Here is a 19,433-nt window from a genome sequence, read left to right as displayed (position 1 = left end):
GTGGCATGATGAAACGACCGAACAGGCATCCGGCGCCGCAGCCGGCCAGGCACCTTTGGGACGAGCCGGACATCGGCAGCGGCGAAAAGACGCCGGCGCAAACGGAGACGGAAGAACTGATACGGCAGATCCCGCCGCTGCCCGAGCGCGACAGGCGCGGCAAGAACGGCAGCGCGCCGCCCGCCTGATCAGCGCGCCTTGATCGGCGCCGGCGGCGGCGCCGGCTCCTGGATCGGCACCGGCTCGGGGAGCGGATCCTCGTCGGGAGCCGGCGTCGAGTCCGGATCTTGGTCCGGCGGCGGCGTGTCGGGTTCGGGTGTCGAATGGGTCCGTCGAGGGACGCCGCCTGTGCCTGTCATGATGCGCATACATCCTCCTGTTTCATCCAGCGCAAGAAACCATGGTAAGGCGCGCTTACCCGGGCCGTTTGGGCGCGCTCAAGGCGCCGCCGGCGGCCCATCCGCGCCGCCGCCACAGCCAGCATAACGGGGGCTTGCGGCCGGGGTCGATTCGATACCTTTTGGCAAGTTTGCCGGGGGCGGGAACGGGACGTACAATCAGCCCATCCCCAGGTGCCGACTATGGAACGGAAGACCATCCTTTTTGTTGCCGAAGCTGTCACGCTAGCCCATGTGGGCAGGCCGCTGGCACTGGCGCAACTGCTCGACCGGGAACGCTTTGACATCCAATTCGCCTGCGCGGACGGCTATGACTTCTGCTTCAAGGATAGCGGCTTCACGCGCAGGCGCATCGACAGCATTCCCAGCGCCCGATTCCTGCAGGCGCTGGCCGACGGCAAGCCCGTCTACGACGAGGCGACGCTGCTGCGCTATGTCGACGACGACGTGCGCCTGCTCAAGGAGGTGCGGCCCGACGCCGTCGTCGGCGATTTCCGCCTGTCGCTGTCGGTCAGCGCCCGCCTGGCCAGGCTGCCGTATGTGGCGCTGATCAACGCCTACTGGAGTCCGTATGTGCGCCAGCATTACGCGGTGCCGAATATTCCGCTGACCCGGGCCTTACCGATCCCGCTGGCCAATGCCCTGTTCGGTCTCATCCGCCCCCTCGCCTTCGCCGCCCACACGGTGCCGCTGAACCGGGTGCGCCGGCGCCATGGACTGGCGTCGCTGGGCACCGACCTGCGCCGCGTCTACACGGACGCCGACCACACCGCCTACGCCGACCATGCGGAGCTGTTCCCCGCCCACGCACTGCCCGCCAGCCATTCCTATCTGGGGCCGGTGATCTGGTCGCCGCCGCTGGCCACGCCGGAATGGTGGAACAGCGTGCCGCAGGACAAACCCGTGCTCTACATCACCCTGGGCAGTTCCGGCCAGGGCACGCTACTGCCCTTGCTGTTGCGCGCCCTGGCAACGCTGCCGGTGACCGTGATGGCCGCGACGGCCGGCAACATCGAACTCGACAAAGTGCCGCCGAACGCCTTTGTCGCGCCCTTCCTGCCGGGAAGCGAGGCGGCCCAGCGCGCCAGTATCGTCGTGTGCAACGGCGGCAGCCCGACCAGCCAGCAGGCGCTGGCGACAGGCACGCCGGTGCTGGGCATCGCCAGCAATCTCGATCAATTTCTCAATATGCACGGTATCGCCGCCGCCGGCGCCGGCATGCTGTTGCGGGCCGACAGGCTCAACGAGGCGCAAGTGCGCGTGGCCGTGGAAGCCATGCTGAACGATGCCGGCATGGCCGCCGCGGCCAAACGTATCGCGCAATTGTTTGCCGCCTGCGAGCCGGGCGCGCGCCTGGCGGCAGTGCTGGAGCGGACCCAGTCCAGCGCCGCCGCGTGACGCGGGGGAGCCGGACTGCGCTGCCGGCCCCTCACGCTTTGGCAGACTGGCGCTGCCGGGTCGTGAAGCCCAAGGCGGCCAAGCCTATGCCCAGCAGCAGGATACTGCCCGGTTCCGGTATCTGCACCAATTGCAGATTGACGGTTTCGCGCATCGCCAGATTCAGCGTATAGGTGCCTTCCGCCAGCGGGCTGGTCGTGGCATTGAAGCATCCGCCCGGCACGCAACCGGTGGGATCGTAGACCAGCGGCCCCGGATTGCCCGGCAACGCAGTCAGGGTGGTATTGAGCGTGAACGGATCGCCGCCTTCGGTGCCGCCCAAAATGCCGCCGGCAACGCCGTCCGGCGCCCAGTTGAACACCAGCCCGGTGCTGCCGGGCGCCGTGTTGCTCGGGCTGCCGACGATGTTGAAGTTCAGCGCCAGGATGCCCTCGGCCTGCGAACCGAGCGCGGCGGCGACCAGGTAGGTGCGGATGAAGGGGACGGCGTCGAAGCTGAAATTGATCGTGCCGTTGCCGGTGACAATGAAGGTTGACGTCAGCAGCGTGGCCGAGGAATTGCCGGCCGTGGCATTTGCCGTATTGGTTTGCAGCAGCAAGCCTTCGGCCATGTTGCGGGCGCGCGTGAACGGGTCGCCGATAAACTGCCGCGAGTCGATCGACGCGTCGGCCAGCGCAAACGAGTTGGCGTTCGCCTCGCGGTTGACGGCGCGGTAAGTGTTGTCGGCATACGGCGCGGCGCCGACTTGCGCAAACGGCGCGTTGATGAAGCCGGCGCCGCCATTGTTCACACAGGTGCCGTTCGGCAGGCAGGCGACGGCGCCGCTGTTGTTCGTCGAGTTCCCCGGGGGGAAGACAATGCCGGCCGTCGGCGTGATGACCAGATTGGTCACGTCATTGAACGACATGGCATATGCGGATGCCTGGGCGTTGCTTGCCGCAAAGAAGCCTGTCATCGCCAGGGCCAAGAGCGTCTTTTTCATCACTATTCTCCTAAACAAGATCCAACAGGTGGGGTGAGTCACGGTGGAATGACTGTTGTCCATTCCGTCGCTTCCCCCAGATATATGCAAAGAGCATGCCAATTTTAAAAACCGTTTTATTTCAATGGCTTGGAAGTTTTTCGCGGCTGACCTCATTGGCACTCCAGCCAGCCTGTAAGAAAAGCCGACTGCTCACGCCCACACTTGGCCGGCATGGCGCCGGCGGGTCGTCAAGCCCAAGGCGGCCAGGCCTATGCCCAGCAGCAGGATGCTGCCCGGTTCCGGTAGTTGCACCAATTGCAGATTGACGGTTTCGCGCATCGACAGATTCAGCGTATAGGTGCCGGCCGCCAGCGGATTGGTCGTGGCGCGGAAGCATCCTCCCGGCGCGCAGCCGCTGGGATCGTAGACCAGCGGCCCCGGATTGCCCGGCATCGCCGTCACGCTGATGTTCATCGTGTAAGGATCGCCGCTTTCGCTGCCGCCCAAAATGCCGCCGGCAATGCCGTCCGGGGCCCAGTTGAACACCAGCCCGGTGCTGCCGGGCGCCGTGTTGCCCGGGCTGCCGACGATGTTGAAGTTCAGCGCCAGGATGCCCTCGGCCTGCGAACCGGCCGCGGCGGCGACCAAATAGGCGCGGATGAAGGGGAAGGCGTCGAAGCTGAAATTGATCGTGCCATTGCCGTTGGAAACGAAGGTCGAGATCAGCAGCGTGGCCGAGGAATTGCCGGCCGTGATGTTGGCTGTATTGGTTTCGAGCAGCAAGCCTTCGGCCATGTTGCGGGCGCGCGTGAACGGGTCGCCGATAAACTGCCGCGAGTCGATCGACGCGTCGGCTAGCGCAAACGAGTTGCCGTTGGCCTCGCGGTTGGCGGCGCGGTAGCTGTTGTCGGCATACGGCGCGGCGCCGACTTGCGCAAACGGCGCGTTGATGAAGCCGGCGCCACCATTGTTCACGCAGTTGCCGTTCGGCAGGCAGGCGACGGCGTTGCTGTTGTTCGTCGAGTTCCCGGGGGGGAAAGTAATGCCGGCCGTCGGCGTGATGACCAGATTGGTCACGTCATTGAACGACATGGCGTATGCGGATGCCTGGGCGTTGCCAGCCGCAAAGAAGCCTGTCATCGCCAGGGCCAAGAGCGTCTTTTTCATCACTATTCTCCTAAACAATATCCAACGGGGGGTGGAAGTCACGGCGCAATGGCGAGTGTTCCTTACGCCGCTCCCCCGGGTATATGCAAAGGGCATACCAATTAAAAAAAACGTTTTATTTCAATGGCTTGACAATCTGGCGCGAGGGGGTTGACGAACACTCCAGCCAGCTTGTAAGAAACGCCGACTGCCCGCCCCGCGAGGCCGCGCGGCGGCGCCGGCCGCTCACGCTGTGACGAAAGAACGCCGGCGGGTCGTGAGGCCCAGGGCGGCCAAGCCTATGCCCAGCAGTAAAATACTGCCCGGCTCAGGGAGCGACACCAATTGCAGGTTGACGGTTTCGCGCATCGACAGGTTCAGCGTATAGATGCCGGCCGCCAGCCGATTGGTGGTGGCGCGGAAGCACCCGCTGCCCAGCGTGCAGCCGGTGGGGGCGTACACCAGCGGCCCCGGATTGCCCGGCATCGCCGTCACGCTGATGTTCATCGTGTACGGATCGCCGCCTTCGGTGCCGCCCAAAATGCCGCCGGCAACGCCGTCCGGCGCCCAGTTGAACACCAGCCCGGTACTGCCGGGCGCCGTGTTGTTCGGGCTGCCGACGATGTTGAAGTTCAGCGCCAGGATGCCCTCGGCCTGCGAACCGGCCGCGGCAGCGACCAGGTAGGCGCGGATGAAGGAAATGCTGTCGAAGCTGAAACTGATCCTGCCATTGCCGGTGGAAATGAAGGTCGACCTCAGCAGCGTGGCCGAGGAATTGCCGCCCGTGGCATTCGCCGTATTGGTTTGCAGCAGCAAGCCTTCGGCCATGTTGCGGGCGCGCGTGAACGGGTCGCCGATAAACTGCCGCGAGTCGATCGACGCGTCGGCCAGCGCAAACGAGTTGGCGTTGGCCTCGCGGTTGACGGCGCGGTAGCTGTTGTCGACATACGGAACGGCGCCCATGCGCGCAAACGGCGTGTTGACGAAGCCGGCGCCGCCATTGTTCAAACAGGTGCCGTTCGGCAGGCAGGCGACGGCGCTGCTGTTGTTCGTCGAGTTCCCGGGGGGGAAGGTAATGCCGGCCGTCGGCGTGATGACCAGATTGGTCACCTCATTGAACGACATGGCGTATGCGGATGCCTGGGCGTTGCTTGCCGCAAAAAAGCCTGTCATCGCCAGGGCCAAGAGCGTCTTTTTCATCGCTATTCTCCTAAACAGTATCCAAGGGAGGGAAGTCGCGGCGGAAGAATATTGTCCTTGCCGCCCTTGCCCCGGATATATGCAAAGAGTGTGCCAGTGGAAAAAACTGCTTTATTTCAATGACTTGGCGATCGGGCATGGCCGGCGTTGTTGCCATCCCGGAAAAAGTGTAAAAAATGCCGGCGCCGCTAAGCCCCGCGCGTCACGATCAGCTCATGCAGGGGCCGCCGTGTCGAGCGCGCCGCCGCGGCGGCGCCGGCGCCGATGCGGCCCATGAAGACGGCGCGCCGGCTATCCTCGTCGCCGAGCAGCGCGGCGCAGCGCCCGGCCAGCAGCCGCGCCCGCTCGTGCATGCCGGCCGTGGCGGAGAACGCCCTGCCCTCGCGCACATAGCGGGCGAAGATCAGCGGCGTCAGCTCCGGTTGCAATTGCAGGGCCAGCCGCGTCGCCGTCAGCCAGAAGCGCTGCATCGCCCGCCCGGCCGCCACGTAGTCGTCGGTCGACTGCGCCGGGCGCTCGGCGACGAGGACGAAGTGGGCGGCGCAGGCCAGGCCGGGGATCAGGTCCATCTGGATGCGCGGCGCCACCGTGCCGGCCAGATAGGTGTTGAAAAACTCGACCCGGCGCCAGCTCTGCATGATCCAGCGCATCAGTTTCGCCGTCAGCGGATCGACGCCCAGCGCCTGGTCGGGAATGCGGTCCTCGCTGAAACGGGCGTTCCACTCGATCACGGCGCGGTGCACCTGGTGCGCCTCGGGCATCGTCAGGCGCAGCTTGGCGTTGGCGAACATCAAGCGGGCCGCCGCCAGCCGCTTGCCGAAGCCCTCCAGCCAGACCACCCGGTAACCGGGCGGCAAGGCGGCGGCCAGCGCGTCTTTCTCCGCCGCGCTCAGCGCGCGCGTGCGCAAGGGGCGGCGCTGCACGCTGCGCCGCGGCAGGCAAGCGGCCAGCGCATCGGCGCCCAGGCCCGGCGCCGCCTCGAAGGCCACGTCGAAGGTCGGCGCGTTGTCGGCCGTGTCGGCGCGCCGCAGCGCCCGCATCTGCAAACCGTGGCCGCTGGCGGCGATCGCCAGGCTCTCGATCAGCGCTCCCAGCGAGATCTGGCTGGGGTGGCCGTCGAGGTCGTAGACGCAATGCTCGCGCGTGTCGAAGCCATGCACGACGATGCGGCGCGCGTCGACGATTTCAAAGCGCCACGGCTGGGTGTTGTCGCCGCTGGGCGCCCAGCGCGCCAAGTCGAGGATACTTTCCAGTGTGCTGTCGAGTGGCATGCTCATGACCTTTCCGCCGCCCTGCGGCGCTTGACGATCATCATGGCCAGGCGCTGCAAGGGATGGCGGTTGCCGCCCGGCCGCCAGGTACGCACCAGCTTGTTGCGGAAGGCGTCGAAATGCACGCCGTGCGGCGCCGCCAGCACCTTGCCGCGCCCGAGCAATATCTTCAGCGCCTCGGTGGCGGCGGCGCCGGCGCACAACTGGCAACCCATGACGGTCGACGGCCCGCGCTGCTCCTGCAGGTTGATCGCCGACGGATCGACCAGATAGGCGCCGTGCAGGCCGGCCGGCGCCAGCCCGACCAGGAAGCGCAGCGCCTTGTCGGCGTCGGGCAGATCGCCCCAGCCGAAATACTCCTCGAACGTCATCCGGCCCGGCATGAAATTGAGCACGGCCGTGCCCATGCCCAGCGGCGCGGCCGTGATGGCGGGAATGCCGAGCCGGGCGCACATGGCGAAGGTGGCCTGGCGCGCCTGGAAGGCAAAGAAATCCAGGCCGTCGACGTACAGGTCGACGCCGGCGAAGAAGGCGGCCAGGTTGGCGTCGTTGACGCCGTCGGCAAAGCAGGTCAGCGATAGTTGCGGATTGATGTCCTTGGCCATCCCGGCCAGCACATCGACCTTCGGCAAGCCCAGCGTGGACACCGTGGCGCCCACCTGGCGGTTGAAATTGGCGATGTCGAAGCGGTCGAAATCGGCGATGTGGAAGGCGCCGATGCCGAGCCGGGCCAGCGTCAGCAAGTGCACGCCGCCGACCCCGCCCATGCCGGCGATCGCCACGCGCTTGCCGCGCAACTGCTGCTGCTCGGCCGGCGTGACCCAGCCGATGTTGCGGGCGAACGCGGCATCATAAGAAAAACGGTCTGTCATAGTCACCTCGTCGATGCTGCCGAGTCTGGCAGCAGGGTTTTAACGAAGTTGGACTGACGGCCCGATAGAAAGTTCCCCAAGAAAACGATTTATTTGGTGGCGTCGCCGTCGACGCCCCTCGCCCGGGTCGCCGCCAGCTCCTCGCGCAGCCAGCCGAGCACGTCGAGGCGGCGCGCGTCGCCGGCGAAGGGCGTGGGCGACAGCAAATAATAATCGGAGCCGTCCTCGACGAAGCCGGCCGGCGCCACCAGGCGCCCGTTCGCCAGCTCCTCGCCGACCATGTAGACGGAGCCGATGGCCACGCCCAGGCCGGCGCCGGCCGCCTGCAGGCTCAGATAGAAATGCTCGTAGCGGGCCGTCCGGGACGCCGGTGTCGCCCGCCCGCTGGCCGCGCCCCAGCACGGCCACGCGTCCGGCCGCGACGCCGTGTGCAACTGGCAATGCCGTTCCAGATGCAACTGCCCGGCCTCCAGCAAGGCCGGCGCGCACACCGGCGCCGTCCACTCGCGCGCGACGGGCTCGGCGTGGCAGTCGGTGCCCCACTGAAAATCGTTGCGGCGCAGCGCCAGATCGACGTGGCCGCGGCGGAAATCGACCGGGCCGCCGGCGGCGACCAGATGCAGTTCGATCCGCGGGAAGCGCTCGCGGAAGGCGCCCAGGCGCGGTATCAGCCAGCGCATCGCCAGCGTCGGCTCGCACGACAGCACCAGGGCCGACTCGCCAGCCTGCTGGATGGCGCGTATGCCGCTGGCCAGCCGCGCCATCACGTCGGCGCAGGTGAGCTGGAAGGCGGCCCCTTCACGCGTGAGAAAAACTGCCCGGTTGCGCCGCTCGAACAAGGCCACGCCGAGAGTGTCCTCCAACAGCCGGATCTGCCGGCTGACGGCGCCGTGCGTCAAGTGCAGCTCCTCGGCCGCGCGCACGAAGCTCAGGTGGCGCGCCGCGACCTCGAACATGCGGATCGCGTTCAATGAAGGGGCATGCGATGTCATCTGTGATTTTTCCTCAAGTATTTACCTGAGTATAAATCGTTTTTCATTGCCTTGCGTATCGGGAAAAATGCCGTATTCCCCACACGGGGCAAACAAGGAAAATGCCATGAATGAATTGCTCGCCGTCGCCGCCATCACCATCCTGGCCGTCATCAGTCCGGGCGCGGACTTCGCGATGGTGACGCGCAACAGCTATCTGCACGGCCGCCACGCCGGGCTGCTGGCCGCCGCCGGCATCGCCCTCGGCGTGCAAGTGCATGTCATCTACACCATGCTCGGCGTGGGCCTGCTGATCGCCCACTCGCCCACGCTGTTCGTCGCCATCAAGCTGGCCGGCGCGGCCTATCTGGTCTACACCGGCTGCCGCACCTTCATGGCGCCGGCCGTTCCCGACGCCGAACGCGCCCGCACGGCCAGCGGCGCGCTGGCCTCCCTGCGCGCCGGCTTCATGACCAATGCGCTCAACCCGAAGACGACACTGTTTGTCCTCAGCACCTACACGCAGGTGGTGAGCGCCGACACCGCCCTCGGCGCCCGGATCGGCTACGGCTTGTTCATGTCGCTGGCCCACGGCTTCTGGTTTGGCCTCGTCGCGCTGTTCTTTTCCAACGCGCGCCTGCGCGGCGCCATGCTGCGCGGCCAGCGCGTGCTCAACAAAGGCATCGGCGCCGTCCTGATGGGCCTTGGCCTGACACTGGCGCTGGCGCCGCTGAGCCGCTGAGCGGCGCTACTGCGCCGCGCCCTTGTCGTTGCCCCGCCCCGTTGCCGGCAACTTGAGGCCCAGGTCGATCACCGTCAGATTCAGCCCGGGCAGCATATTCGTCACCACGCTGCCTAGCGTCTGCACCGCCGGCGCCGTCTCGTCGCTCGACGTTTTCCTCGATGTCGCCGGCGCCGCGGCGGGAGCATCCAGCGTCAGCAGTTGGTTCTGCCCGACCATATTGCCCTGGGACGGGGCCACCGCCGTCATCGCGATCGCGCTGGCCAGCACATTCGGCAGCGCGGCGGGGGCACTGGCGCCAGTGACGCTCAACACGCCGTCTACATAAGTCAACACATAATTGCCCGCTTGCTGGCCGGATGGCGTGATGCGGTAATCGCCGGCGGCCGAGGTGGTGGTGGCCGGCGTGGCGAAGCCTAGCGTGCCCGTCAACGCCGACGCCAGCGTATCGCCCGGCTGCAGCGCCGAATACGTGGCGCCGAACAGCGGATTGGGCTGCCCCGACGCTTTCGTGGCATTGTTCGCCGTCACGGTCAGCGCCGCCGGCGTGATGTCCGCCGTCGCCGTCGCCGTGGCGTTGACGATATAGTTGCCGGCGTCGGCGCCGCTGACGCCGATCCCCGTCACCGTCACCGCCTTGCCCGTGCCGGCATTCTTGTCGGCAAAGCTGGCGCCGCCGCTGCTCAAAGTCAGCACGTCGCCCGCAATGCGGTTGTCGCCAAGGCTCACGACGGCGTTGCTATTGCCGTCGTAGACCTTGTTCGCCGCCGTCGCCGCGACCAGCAAGGTCGCGGCGCTGATGTCCGCCGTCGCGGTGGCGACCGTGCTGGCCAGCGTGTAGTTGCCGGCGTCCGCGCCAGCCAGCGTGATGCCGCCGATGCCGACCGTCTTGCCGACGCCGGCGTTCTTGTCGGAGAACGCGCCACTGGCGCTGCCGACGGCCAGGCTGTCACCCGCCAGCATGCCGCCGAAGATGGCGCCGGCCGTACTCAGCACCGCGCCGGTGCCGCCGTCATACACCTTGCTGGCGGCGCCCAGGCCGCCGACGGCGCTGATCGTCGCCGGCGTGATCGTCGCCGTCAGCGCGGCCGGATTGCCGACCGTGTAATTGCTGGCCAGCCCCGCCGTGGCGTCCGAACCGGCATCGGCCAGCGCCGCGCCGCTGACCGTGACGGCCTTGCCGACGCCGGCGTGCTTGTCGGCGAAACTGCCGACCATGCCGCTCAAGGCCAGCGTTTCCGTGCCGACCAGGCCGCTCAGCGTACCGCCGGACAAGCTGGCCGTGGCCGTGCCGTCATACACCTTGCCGCTCGCCGTCATGCCCGTCACCGTCAGCGCCTTCGGCGTGATGTCGGCCGTGGCGCTGCCGCTGCCGCTGGTCAAGGTGTAATTGCCGGCGTCCGTACCGGCCAGCACGATGCCGCTGACGTTGACGGTCTTGCCCGTGCCGGCGTTCTTGTCGGCGAACACGCCGCTGGCGCCCGTCAGCGACAGACTGTCGCCGGCCACCATGCCGTTGAAGACGGCGCCGCCCGTCGCCAGCACGGCGCCGGTGCCGCCGTCGTAGACCTTGTTGTCGGCGCCCAGGCCCGTCACGCTGCTGATCGTCGCCTGCGTGATCGTCGCCGTCAGGCCGGCGGGGCTGGCGACCGTATAGTTCGCGGCCAATCCGGCCGTCGGGCCGGTGCCGGCGTCGACCAGCGCGGCGCCGCTGACGGCGACAGTCTTGCCGACGCCGGCGTTTTTGTCGGCAAAAATACCGCTCAAGCCGGCCAGGGTCAGCGTTTCCGTGCCGACCAGGCCGCTCAGCGTACCGCCGGACAAGCTGGCCGTGGCCGTGCCGTCATACACCTTGCCGCCCGCCGTCACGCCCGTCACCGTCAGCGCCTTCGGCGTGATGTCGGCCGTGGCGCTGCCGCTGCCGCTGGTCAAGGTGTAATTGCCGGCGTCCGTACCGGCCAGCACAATGCCGCTGACGTTGACGGTCTTGCCCGCGCCGGCGTTCTTGTCGGCGAACACGCCGCTGGCGCCCGTCAGCGACAGGCTGTCGCCGGCCACCATGCCGTTGAAGACGGCGCCGCCCGTCACCAGCACGGCGCCGGTGCCGCCGTCGTAGACCTTGTTGTTGGCGCCCAGGCCCGTCACGCCACTGATCGCGGCCGGCGTGACCGACGCCGTCAAGCCAGTCGGATTGGCGACCGTGTAATTGCCGGCCAGCCCGGCCGTGGCGCCGAAACCGGCGTCGGCCAGCACCACGCCGGTAACGGTGACGGCCTTGCCGTTGGCAACGTTTTTGTCGGAAAAGTGCCCCGTCTGGCCGGAGAAGCCCAGCGTCTCCGTGCCGACCAGGCCGCTCAAGGCGCCGCCGCTCAGACCGGCCAGGTCCGTGCCGTCATACACCTTGTTGCCGGCCGCCATGCCGGTGAGCGTCAGGGCCTTGGGCGTGATGGTCGCCGTCGCGCTGGCCGCGCCGCTCGATAAAATGTAATTGCCGGCGTCGATGCCGGCCAGCGTGATGCCGGAAATGCCAACGCTCTTGCCGGCGCCGGCATTCTTGTCGGCGAACACGCCGCTGGCGCCCGTCACGGACAGGCTGTCGCCGGCCACCATGCCGTTGAACACGGCGGCGCCGCTGCTCAACACCGCCGCCGTCAAGCCGTCATACACCTTGTTGCCCGCCGTGATGCCGCTGACGCTGCTGATGGTCGCCGGCGTGATATTCGCCGTCAAGCCGGTCGGTTGCACCAGCGTGTAATTGCCCGCCGCCGCGCCGCTCAGCGTGTCGGTGGCCGTCACGGCGATATTGTTGCCCACGTTCTTGCTGGCGAAAAATCCCGATTCGATCAGCGACACGAGGCCGACGTCGCCGCCCAGCACGCCCTGCAGCACGCCCATGCTCAGGGCCGCCGCCGTGGTGCCGTCATACACCTTGTTGGCGACCACGGTGCCGGTGACGTTGAGCACGGTCAGCGCGGCCGGGTCCACCGTCAGCGTGCCGTTCTCGTAAGCGATCAAATAGCCGTGCTGCCCCGTCGAATAGAAGCCGCCCGGCGTGATCGCGTAGGTGCCGGCGTTGACGGCGCCCTGGGAGGAGCCGCCGTAGGTGGCCGCGCCCAGCAAATTACCGTCGGTCACGCGCGAATAGCGCACGCCGTTGCCGCCACTGTAGGCCGCGCCGTCGTAGGTCTTGCTGGCATTGTTCGCCGTCACCGTCAGCGGCGTCATAAAGGCCCGCAACAGCGGATAACTGTGGCCGTCGTAGAGCGCCCAGACCGACGTCAAATTCCAGTTCGGATTGGCGCTGCCGTTGGCCGACGTGGCGCTGTTGAAATTGGCCAGCGTCTGCATATTCGCCGTCGCCATGCCCAAGCCGCCGGAACTGCTGGCCCTGCCCGACGTCGTCAAGTCCCAGAAGCTGGTGGAGACGCTGCCCGCATAGTTCAAGCCCACCAGGCCGCCGACGCCGCTGGCCCCCGTGGCCGCCCCCGTCGCGTAACTGGTGCTGACGGAACCGGCGTAATTCTGCCCCACCAGGCCGCCCACCTGCGCCGTGCCGGCGACGGTGCCGCTGGCGTAGGTGTCGGCGACGGTGCCGGTGTTATAGCCCACCAGGCCGCCGACATTGCCGTTGCCGGACAGGGGGCTGGCGACGAAGCTGCTGCGGATGGTGCCGGCGTTGCGCCCGGCGATCCCGCCGACGTTATTGCGCCCGGTAATACTGCCGCCCTCCAGGCCGACGTTGCTGACGCTGCCGCCGGCGCCGACGACGCCGAACAGGCCGACGTTGTCCGTCGCCGCCAGGTTGATGTTCAAGCCGCTGACGACATAGCCCTTGCCGTCCAGGCTGCCGCTGAACTGGCCGGCGAAGCGGCCCACCGGAATGAAGCTGCTGCCATGCCAGACGTCGCTGGTGCCGGCCGTCTTCGCCGCCGAGAAACTCCGCCCCAGCGTGAACGTGCCCGCCAGATTCATCGCCATCAGTTGCAACTGGTGCGCGCCGGTGATGTTCGTCGAGTACTCGGAGGACAGCATCGGATAGGCCGCGCCCAGCGTGGCGCCGGCATTGTTGAGCGTGCCGTCGACGTCGACCAGCACCCAGTTGTTGCCGGCGGCGCCGGGCGTCGTCGTGAACGTGAAGCCGACGAAATTCGCCGCCGTCTTCATCTGCGTCGTCGTCAGGCCGGTGGTGCCGGTGAAATGGCCGGCCTGGGCGAAGCCGATGCCCGCCGTGGCGCCGTTGACGGTGGAATTGAAGTAACTGGTGGTGATCGTGCCGTTGTAGTTATCCCCCAGCACGGCGCCGAAGCGTGTCGTCCCCGTCACCAGGCCGGCGGCGTAACTGTTGCTGACCGTGCCGATGTTGTAGCCGACCAGGCCGCCGACCGTGTTCACCCCCGTCACATTGCCGGTGGCGTAACTGTTGCTGATAGTGGCCTGGTTGCTGATGCCGACCAGGCCGCCGATGAAGGTGCCGGTGGCCGTCACGGCGCCGGTGGCGTAGCTGTTCAGGATGCTCGTGCCGGCGTCCGCGTTCGAGCCGACCAGGCCGCCGGTGCCGTTGTTGCCCGTCACCGTGCCCGTCGCATGACTGTAGCGTATCGTGCCGCCGCTGTTGTTGCCGCTGGCCAGGCCGCCGCCGTAGGAACTGGCCGCCACATTGCCCGTGGCAAAACTGTGGTCGATGATGCCGCCGGCATTACTCAGCACCAGGCCGCCGGCATAGCCGTCGCTGCTGCTCACATTGCCCGTCGCGTAGCTGTACGTGATGGTGCCGGTGTTTTTCCCCGCCAAGCCGCCGATCGACGCGTAAGCGCTGCCGCTGATCGCCCCCGTCGCGTAACTATTGCTGATGCTGCCGTCGTTATTGCCGACCAGGCCGGCGCCATTGCCGTAACCGCCGGCGGCGCTGACCGTGCCGGTGTTATAGACCTTGTCGACGCTGCCCAGGTTGCGTCCGGCCAGGCCGCCGATGCCGAAGGCGCTGCCATAGGTGGCGCTGCCGCCGGCCATGCTGCCGCCCTCCAGCCCCAGGTTGCGCACCACGCCGGCGCTGCCGATGCTGCCGAACAGGCCGACGTCGGCATCCATGCGGTTGCTGGCCAGTCCCGTGATGACATGGCCCAGGCCGTCGAACTTGCCGGTGAAGGGGCTGCCGGCGCTGCCGACCGGGGCAAAGCCGGCGTTGCTGTTCCAGGCGCTGGTGGCGCGCGCGTCGATATTGCTGCCGAGCGCGTAATTGCCGGCCAGACCGCCCGCCATGCCCTGCAAGTCCGTGCCGCTGGCGCTGCCGGCCGCGCCCAGGCTGTTGATGACCGTGTAGTTGACCGTGGCGCCGTTCGAGCCCAGCTGGGTGCTGAAATGCGCGCCCGACGGCAGGTTCACCGGCGCCGCCACATTAACGGTGCTGCCGTTGCCGGCCGCGACGGCCGCCTGGCCGTACTTCAAGGCCAGGCTGGCGCTGCCGGAACCGTTCATCGCCGTGTTAATGTTGATATTGTTTTGCGCGTTCAGCGTCAGCGTGTTGGCCGACCATGCCACCGTGTCGTTGACGTTGACGTTGCCGGCCGTGCCGCTGCCGCCCGAGGTGCTCAAAATGGTCACGTTGCCGCCGGCCAGATTGCTCGACAGCGTAGCGCCCGTCATGTCGCCGCCGCTGGCGGCGATGGTGAAGTCGCTGGGATCGACCAGCCAGGTGCCCGCCAGGCCGTGGCCGGCCGCCGTCGTGACGCGGGCGTCGGCGGCGATCTGCACATGGGCCGCCGACGTCTCGACGAAACCGCCGTTGCCGCCGTCGGGCGCGCCGGCGTCAAGGCGGCCGGCCAGCTTCACCGTGCCCGACTGCATGTCGCCGAGCAGCTTGATGCTGCCATTGCGGTTCTGTATCGTGTGCGCCTCGATGACGCCGGTGTTGTTGACGGCCGTCTGCAGCAGCGTGCCGGCGGCCTGGGCGCTGAGCAGCACCTGGCCGCCGTCCGCCTGGATCAGCCCGCCGTTCTGCACCAGCGCCCGCAGCGCGCCCTGGTTCACGGCCACGTTCAGCAAGCCGTCGCCGGCGACATCGAGCGTGACGGCGTTGCCGGCGGCCAGCGCCACCGAACCGAGGCGGGCGTTGATGGTGCCCTCGTTCGTCACCTGGGCGCCGAGCAGCGCGACATAACCGCCGGGCGCGCTGATGCTGCCCTGGTTGAGCACCGCACCGGCGCCGGCATTGCCGAAGCGGTAGCGTCCGGCCATGAAATCGGCATCGGCAATGCCCAGCGTCGACGCCGCCAGCCCGCCGACATTCACCGAAGCGCCCTTGCCGAACAAAATGCCGTTCGGATTGACCAGGAACACCTTGCCGTTGGCCGACAGGCTGCCGAGAATGCTCGACGGCTGCGCCCCCAGCACCCGGTTCAGCGCCACCGCGTTCGCGTTGGGCTGGACGAACTGGACCGCCTCGCCCTGGCCGATATTGAAGCTGCTCCAGTTCAGCACGGCGTTCTGGCTGCCCTGGGTCACCGTCAACTTGCCGGCGCCGCTGGCCACCGTGGCCGCGCCGGCGGCGACGCTGGCGCCCGTCGGCAAGGCCAGCGCCGGCGCGCCGAAGGCCAGTAACAGCGCCGCCGCCAGCGCCTTCAGCGCCGGGCGCGTGCCGCCGGCGCCGGGCAGCGCCCGCTTGCCCGCGCTCTTGACCAATTCCGAGACGGCCACGAAAGTGCCGGCGCGGCGGCTCCAGATCGAACGATAGATGCGATTCATGATGCGAGCTCCCCAGGCCGGCGCGCCGGCGCGTATCCAGTGCCGGCAATGGCGGCGTTAAAAATATTTGACGGCCTGCAGCCAGACGCGGCTGGCCGAATCCGGCGCCGACGTCGCCACGGCGCCGCCCAGTTTGTGGGCGTAGTACAGCTTCAGCGCCAGGCCGTTCTGGCCCATCCAGGTCAGGCCGAGGCCGGCGCCGCTGAGCGTCTTGCGGTTCTCCCCGGCGGCCCAGGGATGCTTGTTCAGGCTGACCGTGCCCGTGTCGACGAAGGCGAGCGCTTGCAGCTGACCCGGCAGCGCCGCGCCGAAATCGGGCAGGTTGCGGCGCAGCTCCAGGCTCAGCACATAACCCTGGTCGGCATAGCCCTCGCCGCCGGGATAGGCGCGCACGGCGCCGACGCCGCCCAAGCCCATTTTTTCCGAAATATCCAGGTTCTTCGAGGCCATCTGCACGCTCAGCGAGGCGAACAGCGAGGTGTTCTCCGCCAGGCTGTGCAGGTGCATCAGGCTCAGGCTCCACTTGTCGAAATGGCCGTTGCTGCCCACCGTCGCCTGGTCCGCCGCCAGCGCCGCCGCACTGCGGATGTCGACCTTGCCGCTGGTCCAGGTCAGCGAATAAGTGCTGGCGCCGCCGCTGCCGCGCCGGTCGCCGTTCAGATTGGCCATCCACACCTTGACGTGCTTGTCGGCCAGCGCGCCGCTGACGTCGGCCTTGTCCTGGAAACGCTTGCTGTCATAGTTGAGCTGGGCATACAGGCTGTTGTTGCGCGAGCGGATCAGGGGATAACTGCCGTACACGCTGGCGATCCTGGCCGTGCCGTTCGCCTCCAGGCTGGCGAATTCCTCGCCGAGACGGTAATGCATGGCCGTGTAGGCCAGCCCGCCCTTGGCCAGGCCGAACTGCCCCTGGTAGGACAGGCGCGCATAATTCAAGCCCTCGGCCGAAGTGAAGGCGCGCACGGTGGCGACGTCGGCGTAGCCGAGCAACTCGTTGACGTTCAGGGTCGCACCGACGCGCTTGGTGCCCGTGTAGCGGTTGCCCTGGTTGTCGGCGTCGACGCTGCCGTTGACGCGGCTGCCCGGCACCACCTCGACAATCAGGTCGGAGGCGCCGACGGAGGCGCCCGGCACCAGCGTCGACCTGACCTCGACGCCCGGCATGTCCGACAGCAGCAGCAGGCGGCGCTCCAGCGGGGCGGTGGCGATGGGCTCGCCCTGCCCCAGGCCGCCCAGCACCGCGCCGGCCAGGCCGTCGGCGACGCGGCTGCTGTTGCGCAGGCTAACGTTGCCGTAGCGCCCCTCCAGCACGGCGATGGTGACGCCGCCATCCTCGATATCCTGGGCCGGCAGGAAGGCTTGCGCCAGGAAATAGCCGCGGCTGTGGTACAGGTCGGCGACCTTGGCCGCCATCGCCCGCAACTGCGCCAGCGTCAGCTCGCTGTCCGGCTGGAAGCCCGTGGCGGCCAGCAGCTCGGCCTCGGGCACGCCGCCGCCGGCCTCCACGCGCAAGCGCTTGACGAGAATTTTTTCATGGTCGTCCAGCACGGCGGGCGCCACCGCACCTTGCTGGATGCGGATTTCCGGCGCGCGCTTCTGCGGCAGCGGCACCGGCGGAACCTGCTGGATCTGGCTGCCGGCACCGGGCGGGTCGACGGCGAAAGCACCCTGACTAACGGCCAGCAGCGCCAAAGGAAATAATTTGCTTGCCAATCTCAGCCCCCCTTAAATCCGATACCGGCGCCGCGCACTTGCACGCAACCGGCAGATGAAGAGTTCCAATGGAGAAATAGTCTAACAAAGCGAGGGTGGGAAAAGTAAACCGTGTTGAGATTTCGCAAAGTCATGCCGTATTAACATGAAATACGCTTGGCGGCGCCGCCGCCGCCCTATGAAAACGGGGAAAACCGCGAGCTTGCGGCAAGCGCTTGCCTGTGACAAAAATGCCACAGGCAAGGCTATCGACATGGAAGCGACTGGCGCCGCGCGGCTGGCGGCGGAAAACGGGCGGCGGGCGCCGCCCGAGGGACTTACTTAAGCAGCTTGGCGCGCGGCGCGTGGCTGTTGAGCTTGAAGATGCTGACGATCTGCGCCAGGCCGGCGGCCTGGTCGTTCATGGCCTGGGCGGCGGCGGACGCCTGCTCGACCAGGGCCGAGTTTTGCTGCGTCATATTGTCCATCTCAACGATCGCGTGGTTGATCTGGTCGATGCCCGAGCTTTGCTCCTGGCTGGCCGAAGAGATTTCCGCGACGATGTCGGTGACGTGCTTGACGCTGGCGACCACCTTCTCCATGGTGCTGCCGGCCAGTTCGACGAGTTTTTCGCCGGCCTCGACCTTTTCCGCCGAGCTGTCGATGAGCACCTTGATTTCCTTCGCCGCCGAGGCCGAGCGCTGCGCCAGGTTGCGCACCTCCGAAGCGACGACGGCGAAGCCGCGGCCCTGCTCGCCGGCCCGGGCCGCCTCGACGGCCGCGTTCAGCGCCAGGATATTGGTCTGGAAGGCGATGCCGTCGATGACGCTGATGATGTCGACGATCTTCTTCGACGATTCGTTGATCGAGCCCATCGTGTCGACCACCTGGCTGACCACGTTGCCGGCCTGGGTCGCCACCGCCGAGGCGGAAATGGCCAGCTGGTTGGCCTGGCGCGCATTGTCAGCGTTCTGCCGCACGGTCGAGGTCATCTCTTCCATCGTCGAGGCCGTCTCCTCCAGCGAACCGGCCTGCTGCTCGGTGCGCACCGACAGGTCGTGGTTGCCCGAGGCGATCTCGCCGGACGCCGTGGAAATCGAATCGGCGTCCATGCGCACCTGGCTGACGATATTGGCCAGATTGTCGCGCATGGCCTTGATCGCGAACAGCAGGCTGGAACGGTCGTCCGCCTTCGTGTCGATTTGCGTCGTCAAGTCGCCCTTGGCGATCTGGCCGACGATGCCGGCCGCGTAGTCAGGCTCGCCGCCCAACTGGCCGAGGATTTTGCGCAGCATATGCCAGGCCAGGCCGCCGACGACCAGCATCAGCGCCACGCCCAGGCCCAGCAGGATGGCGGCCTGGCGCCAGAACTGCGTGTTGATGTCGTCGATATAAGTGCCGGTGCCGATCAGCCAGTCCCACGGCGCGAAGCGGACCACCGCATACATCTTGTCGACCGGCTCCTTGACGCCGGGACGCGTGCCCTCGGCCTTGACCAGGCCGATGCGCTGCTGCGCCAGCACGGTGCGGTAGCGGTCGCCCGAATCCTTGGCGCCCTTTTGCGGCACGCCGACGCGCGCCGGGTTCGGATGGACGTACAGGATGTCGTTGCTGAAATCGCGCACGAAATAGTACATCTCATCCTTGTGGAAGCTGCCGACCACCTGCTTGGCCTGGCGCTGCGCCTCTTCCCGCGTCAACTTGCCGGACTGCTCCAGCGCATACGCCTTCTCCACCGCCGCATTGGCCAGTTCGACCAGGGTCGTGATTTGCGCCGCGCGCTCGGCCATCATGGTCTGGCGCAGCGAGAACAGCGATACCGTGGCGATGATGACGATGCCAAGCAAGGTGCTAATGCAAAGCAAGAGGATGCGGGTGCTGAGTTTCATGTTTTCCTCTGAAAGAGCGATCTTTTGTTATTGGATATGGCGTGCGCGCGCCAAACGAAGCGCTCGGCAACGGTCAGGCAGCGTCAGGTCGGCCAGGCGGACGGCGCCGCGCTGCAGATGCGGAAAGGCCAGACCACGACAACGAATAA

Annotated in this window: 13 protein-coding genes; 3 read left to right on the top strand and 10 right to left on the bottom strand. The window is 67.3% G+C overall.

What is annotated here, in order from left to right:
- The first annotated feature begins 8 nt into the window (after window positions 1-8).
- Window positions 9-188, top strand: coding sequence for a hypothetical protein (locus OIK44_RS01120; protein WP_273668813.1), 180 nt, complete (start codon window positions 9-11; stop codon window positions 186-188).
- Here the strand turns inward: OIK44_RS01120 and OIK44_RS01115 are convergent, their stop codons facing one another.
- Entirely contained in the window at window positions 189-368 is a 180-nt protein-coding gene (locus tag OIK44_RS01115; protein WP_273668812.1) for a hypothetical protein, read from the bottom strand.
- Between the two features lie 213 nt (window positions 369-581).
- On the opposite strand from OIK44_RS01115, the gene OIK44_RS01110 reads away from it, so the two are divergent.
- Window positions 582-1,796, top strand: a complete 1,215-nt coding sequence (locus OIK44_RS01110; protein ID WP_273668811.1) for a glycosyltransferase — start codon at window positions 582-584, stop codon at window positions 1,794-1,796.
- Between the two features lie 31 nt (window positions 1,797-1,827).
- Here OIK44_RS01110 and OIK44_RS01105 read toward each other — a convergent pair whose 3' ends face one another.
- From OIK44_RS01105 to OIK44_RS01080, 6 genes are all read right to left on the bottom strand, one after another.
- On the bottom strand, window positions 1,828-2,778 hold the full coding sequence (locus tag OIK44_RS01105; protein ID WP_273668809.1) for an EDSAP-1 family PEP-CTERM protein: 951 nt from the start codon (window positions 2,776-2,778) through the stop codon (window positions 1,828-1,830).
- A gap of 192 nt (window positions 2,779-2,970) precedes the next feature.
- Window positions 2,971-3,927, bottom strand: a complete 957-nt coding sequence (locus OIK44_RS01100; protein ID WP_273668808.1) for an EDSAP-1 family PEP-CTERM protein — start codon at window positions 3,925-3,927, stop codon at window positions 2,971-2,973.
- A 225-nt stretch (window positions 3,928-4,152) separates the two neighbouring features.
- Window positions 4,153-5,106, bottom strand: coding sequence for an EDSAP-1 family PEP-CTERM protein (locus OIK44_RS01095; RefSeq protein WP_273668807.1), 954 nt, complete (start codon window positions 5,104-5,106; stop codon window positions 4,153-4,155).
- A 188-nt stretch (window positions 5,107-5,294) separates the two neighbouring features.
- Window positions 5,295-6,383 (bottom strand): nitroreductase family protein, encoded by a 1,089-nt coding sequence (locus tag OIK44_RS01090; protein ID WP_273668806.1) that lies wholly within the window; start codon window positions 6,381-6,383, stop codon window positions 5,295-5,297.
- Window positions 6,380-7,249, bottom strand: coding sequence for a ThiF family adenylyltransferase (locus OIK44_RS01085; RefSeq protein ID WP_273668805.1), 870 nt, complete (start codon window positions 7,247-7,249; stop codon window positions 6,380-6,382). The genes OIK44_RS01090 and OIK44_RS01085 overlap by 4 nt, the downstream gene beginning before the upstream one ends.
- An 89-nt stretch (window positions 7,250-7,338) precedes the next feature.
- Window positions 7,339-8,241: a LysR substrate-binding domain-containing protein gene (locus tag OIK44_RS01080; protein ID WP_273668804.1), complete on the bottom strand. Its 903-nt coding sequence runs from the start codon at window positions 8,239-8,241 to the stop codon at window positions 7,339-7,341.
- Window positions 8,242-8,347: 106 nt separating this feature from the next.
- On the opposite strand from OIK44_RS01080, the gene OIK44_RS01075 reads away from it, so the two are divergent.
- On the top strand, window positions 8,348-8,962 hold the full coding sequence (locus OIK44_RS01075) for a LysE family translocator (RefSeq protein ID WP_273668803.1): 615 nt from the start codon (window positions 8,348-8,350) through the stop codon (window positions 8,960-8,962).
- Between the two features lie 6 nt (window positions 8,963-8,968).
- Here the strand turns inward: OIK44_RS01075 and OIK44_RS01070 are convergent, their stop codons facing one another.
- The 3 genes from OIK44_RS01070 to OIK44_RS01060 form a co-directional block, all read right to left on the bottom strand.
- Window positions 8,969-15,703 carry a YDG domain-containing protein gene (locus OIK44_RS01070; RefSeq protein ID WP_273668802.1) on the bottom strand — a complete coding sequence of 2,245 codons (6,735 nt, stop codon included), beginning with the start codon at window positions 15,701-15,703 and terminating at the stop codon, window positions 8,969-8,971.
- A gap of 57 nt (window positions 15,704-15,760) precedes the next feature.
- Window positions 15,761-17,416, bottom strand: coding sequence for a ShlB/FhaC/HecB family hemolysin secretion/activation protein (locus OIK44_RS01065; RefSeq protein WP_273668801.1), 1,656 nt, complete (start codon window positions 17,414-17,416; stop codon window positions 15,761-15,763).
- Window positions 17,417-17,733: 317 nt separating this feature from the next.
- Window positions 17,734-19,284 carry a methyl-accepting chemotaxis protein gene (locus OIK44_RS01060; protein WP_273668800.1) on the bottom strand — a complete coding sequence of 517 codons (1,551 nt, stop codon included), beginning with the start codon at window positions 19,282-19,284 and terminating at the stop codon, window positions 17,734-17,736.
- Window positions 19,285-19,433: the final 149 nt, after the last annotated feature.

The organism is Janthinobacterium fluminis, assembly GCF_028595325.1.
GTDB lineage: Bacteria > Pseudomonadota > Gammaproteobacteria > Burkholderiales > Burkholderiaceae_D > Janthinobacterium > Janthinobacterium fluminis.
The sequence above is the reverse complement of the archived record's forward strand: the minus strand, read 5'-3'. Positions and strand labels throughout refer to the sequence as shown.

Bases quoted from the DNA above. Each gene is read 5' to 3' on its own strand.
- OIK44_RS01100 (WP_273668808.1), bottom strand. From the start codon at position 3,927: ATGAAAAAGACGCTCTTGGCCCTGGCGATGACAGGCTTCTTTGCGGCT.
- OIK44_RS01060 (WP_273668800.1), bottom strand. From the start codon at position 19,284: ATGAAACTCAGCACCCGCATCCTCTTGCTTTGCATTAGCACCTTGCTT.
- OIK44_RS01075 (WP_273668803.1), top strand. From the start codon at position 8,348: ATGAATGAATTGCTCGCCGTCGCCGCCATCACCATCCTGGCCGTCATC.
- OIK44_RS01110 (WP_273668811.1), top strand. From the start codon at position 582: ATGGAACGGAAGACCATCCTTTTTGTTGCCGAAGCTGTCACGCTAGCC.
- OIK44_RS01105 (WP_273668809.1), bottom strand. From the start codon at position 2,778: ATGAAAAAGACGCTCTTGGCCCTGGCGATGACAGGCTTCTTTGCGGCA.
- OIK44_RS01080 (WP_273668804.1), bottom strand. From the start codon at position 8,241: ATGACATCGCATGCCCCTTCATTGAACGCGATCCGCATGTTCGAGGTC.
- OIK44_RS01085 (WP_273668805.1), bottom strand. From the start codon at position 7,249: ATGACAGACCGTTTTTCTTATGATGCCGCGTTCGCCCGCAACATCGGC.
- OIK44_RS01070 (WP_273668802.1), bottom strand. From the start codon at position 15,703: ATGAATCGCATCTATCGTTCGATCTGGAGCCGCCGCGCCGGCACTTTC.
- OIK44_RS01090 (WP_273668806.1), bottom strand. From the start codon at position 6,383: ATGAGCATGCCACTCGACAGCACACTGGAAAGTATCCTCGACTTGGCG.
- OIK44_RS01120 (WP_273668813.1), top strand. From the start codon at position 9: ATGAAACGACCGAACAGGCATCCGGCGCCGCAGCCGGCCAGGCACCTT.
- OIK44_RS01095 (WP_273668807.1), bottom strand. From the start codon at position 5,106: ATGAAAAAGACGCTCTTGGCCCTGGCGATGACAGGCTTTTTTGCGGCA.
- OIK44_RS01115 (WP_273668812.1), bottom strand. From the start codon at position 368: ATGCGCATCATGACAGGCACAGGCGGCGTCCCTCGACGGACCCATTCG.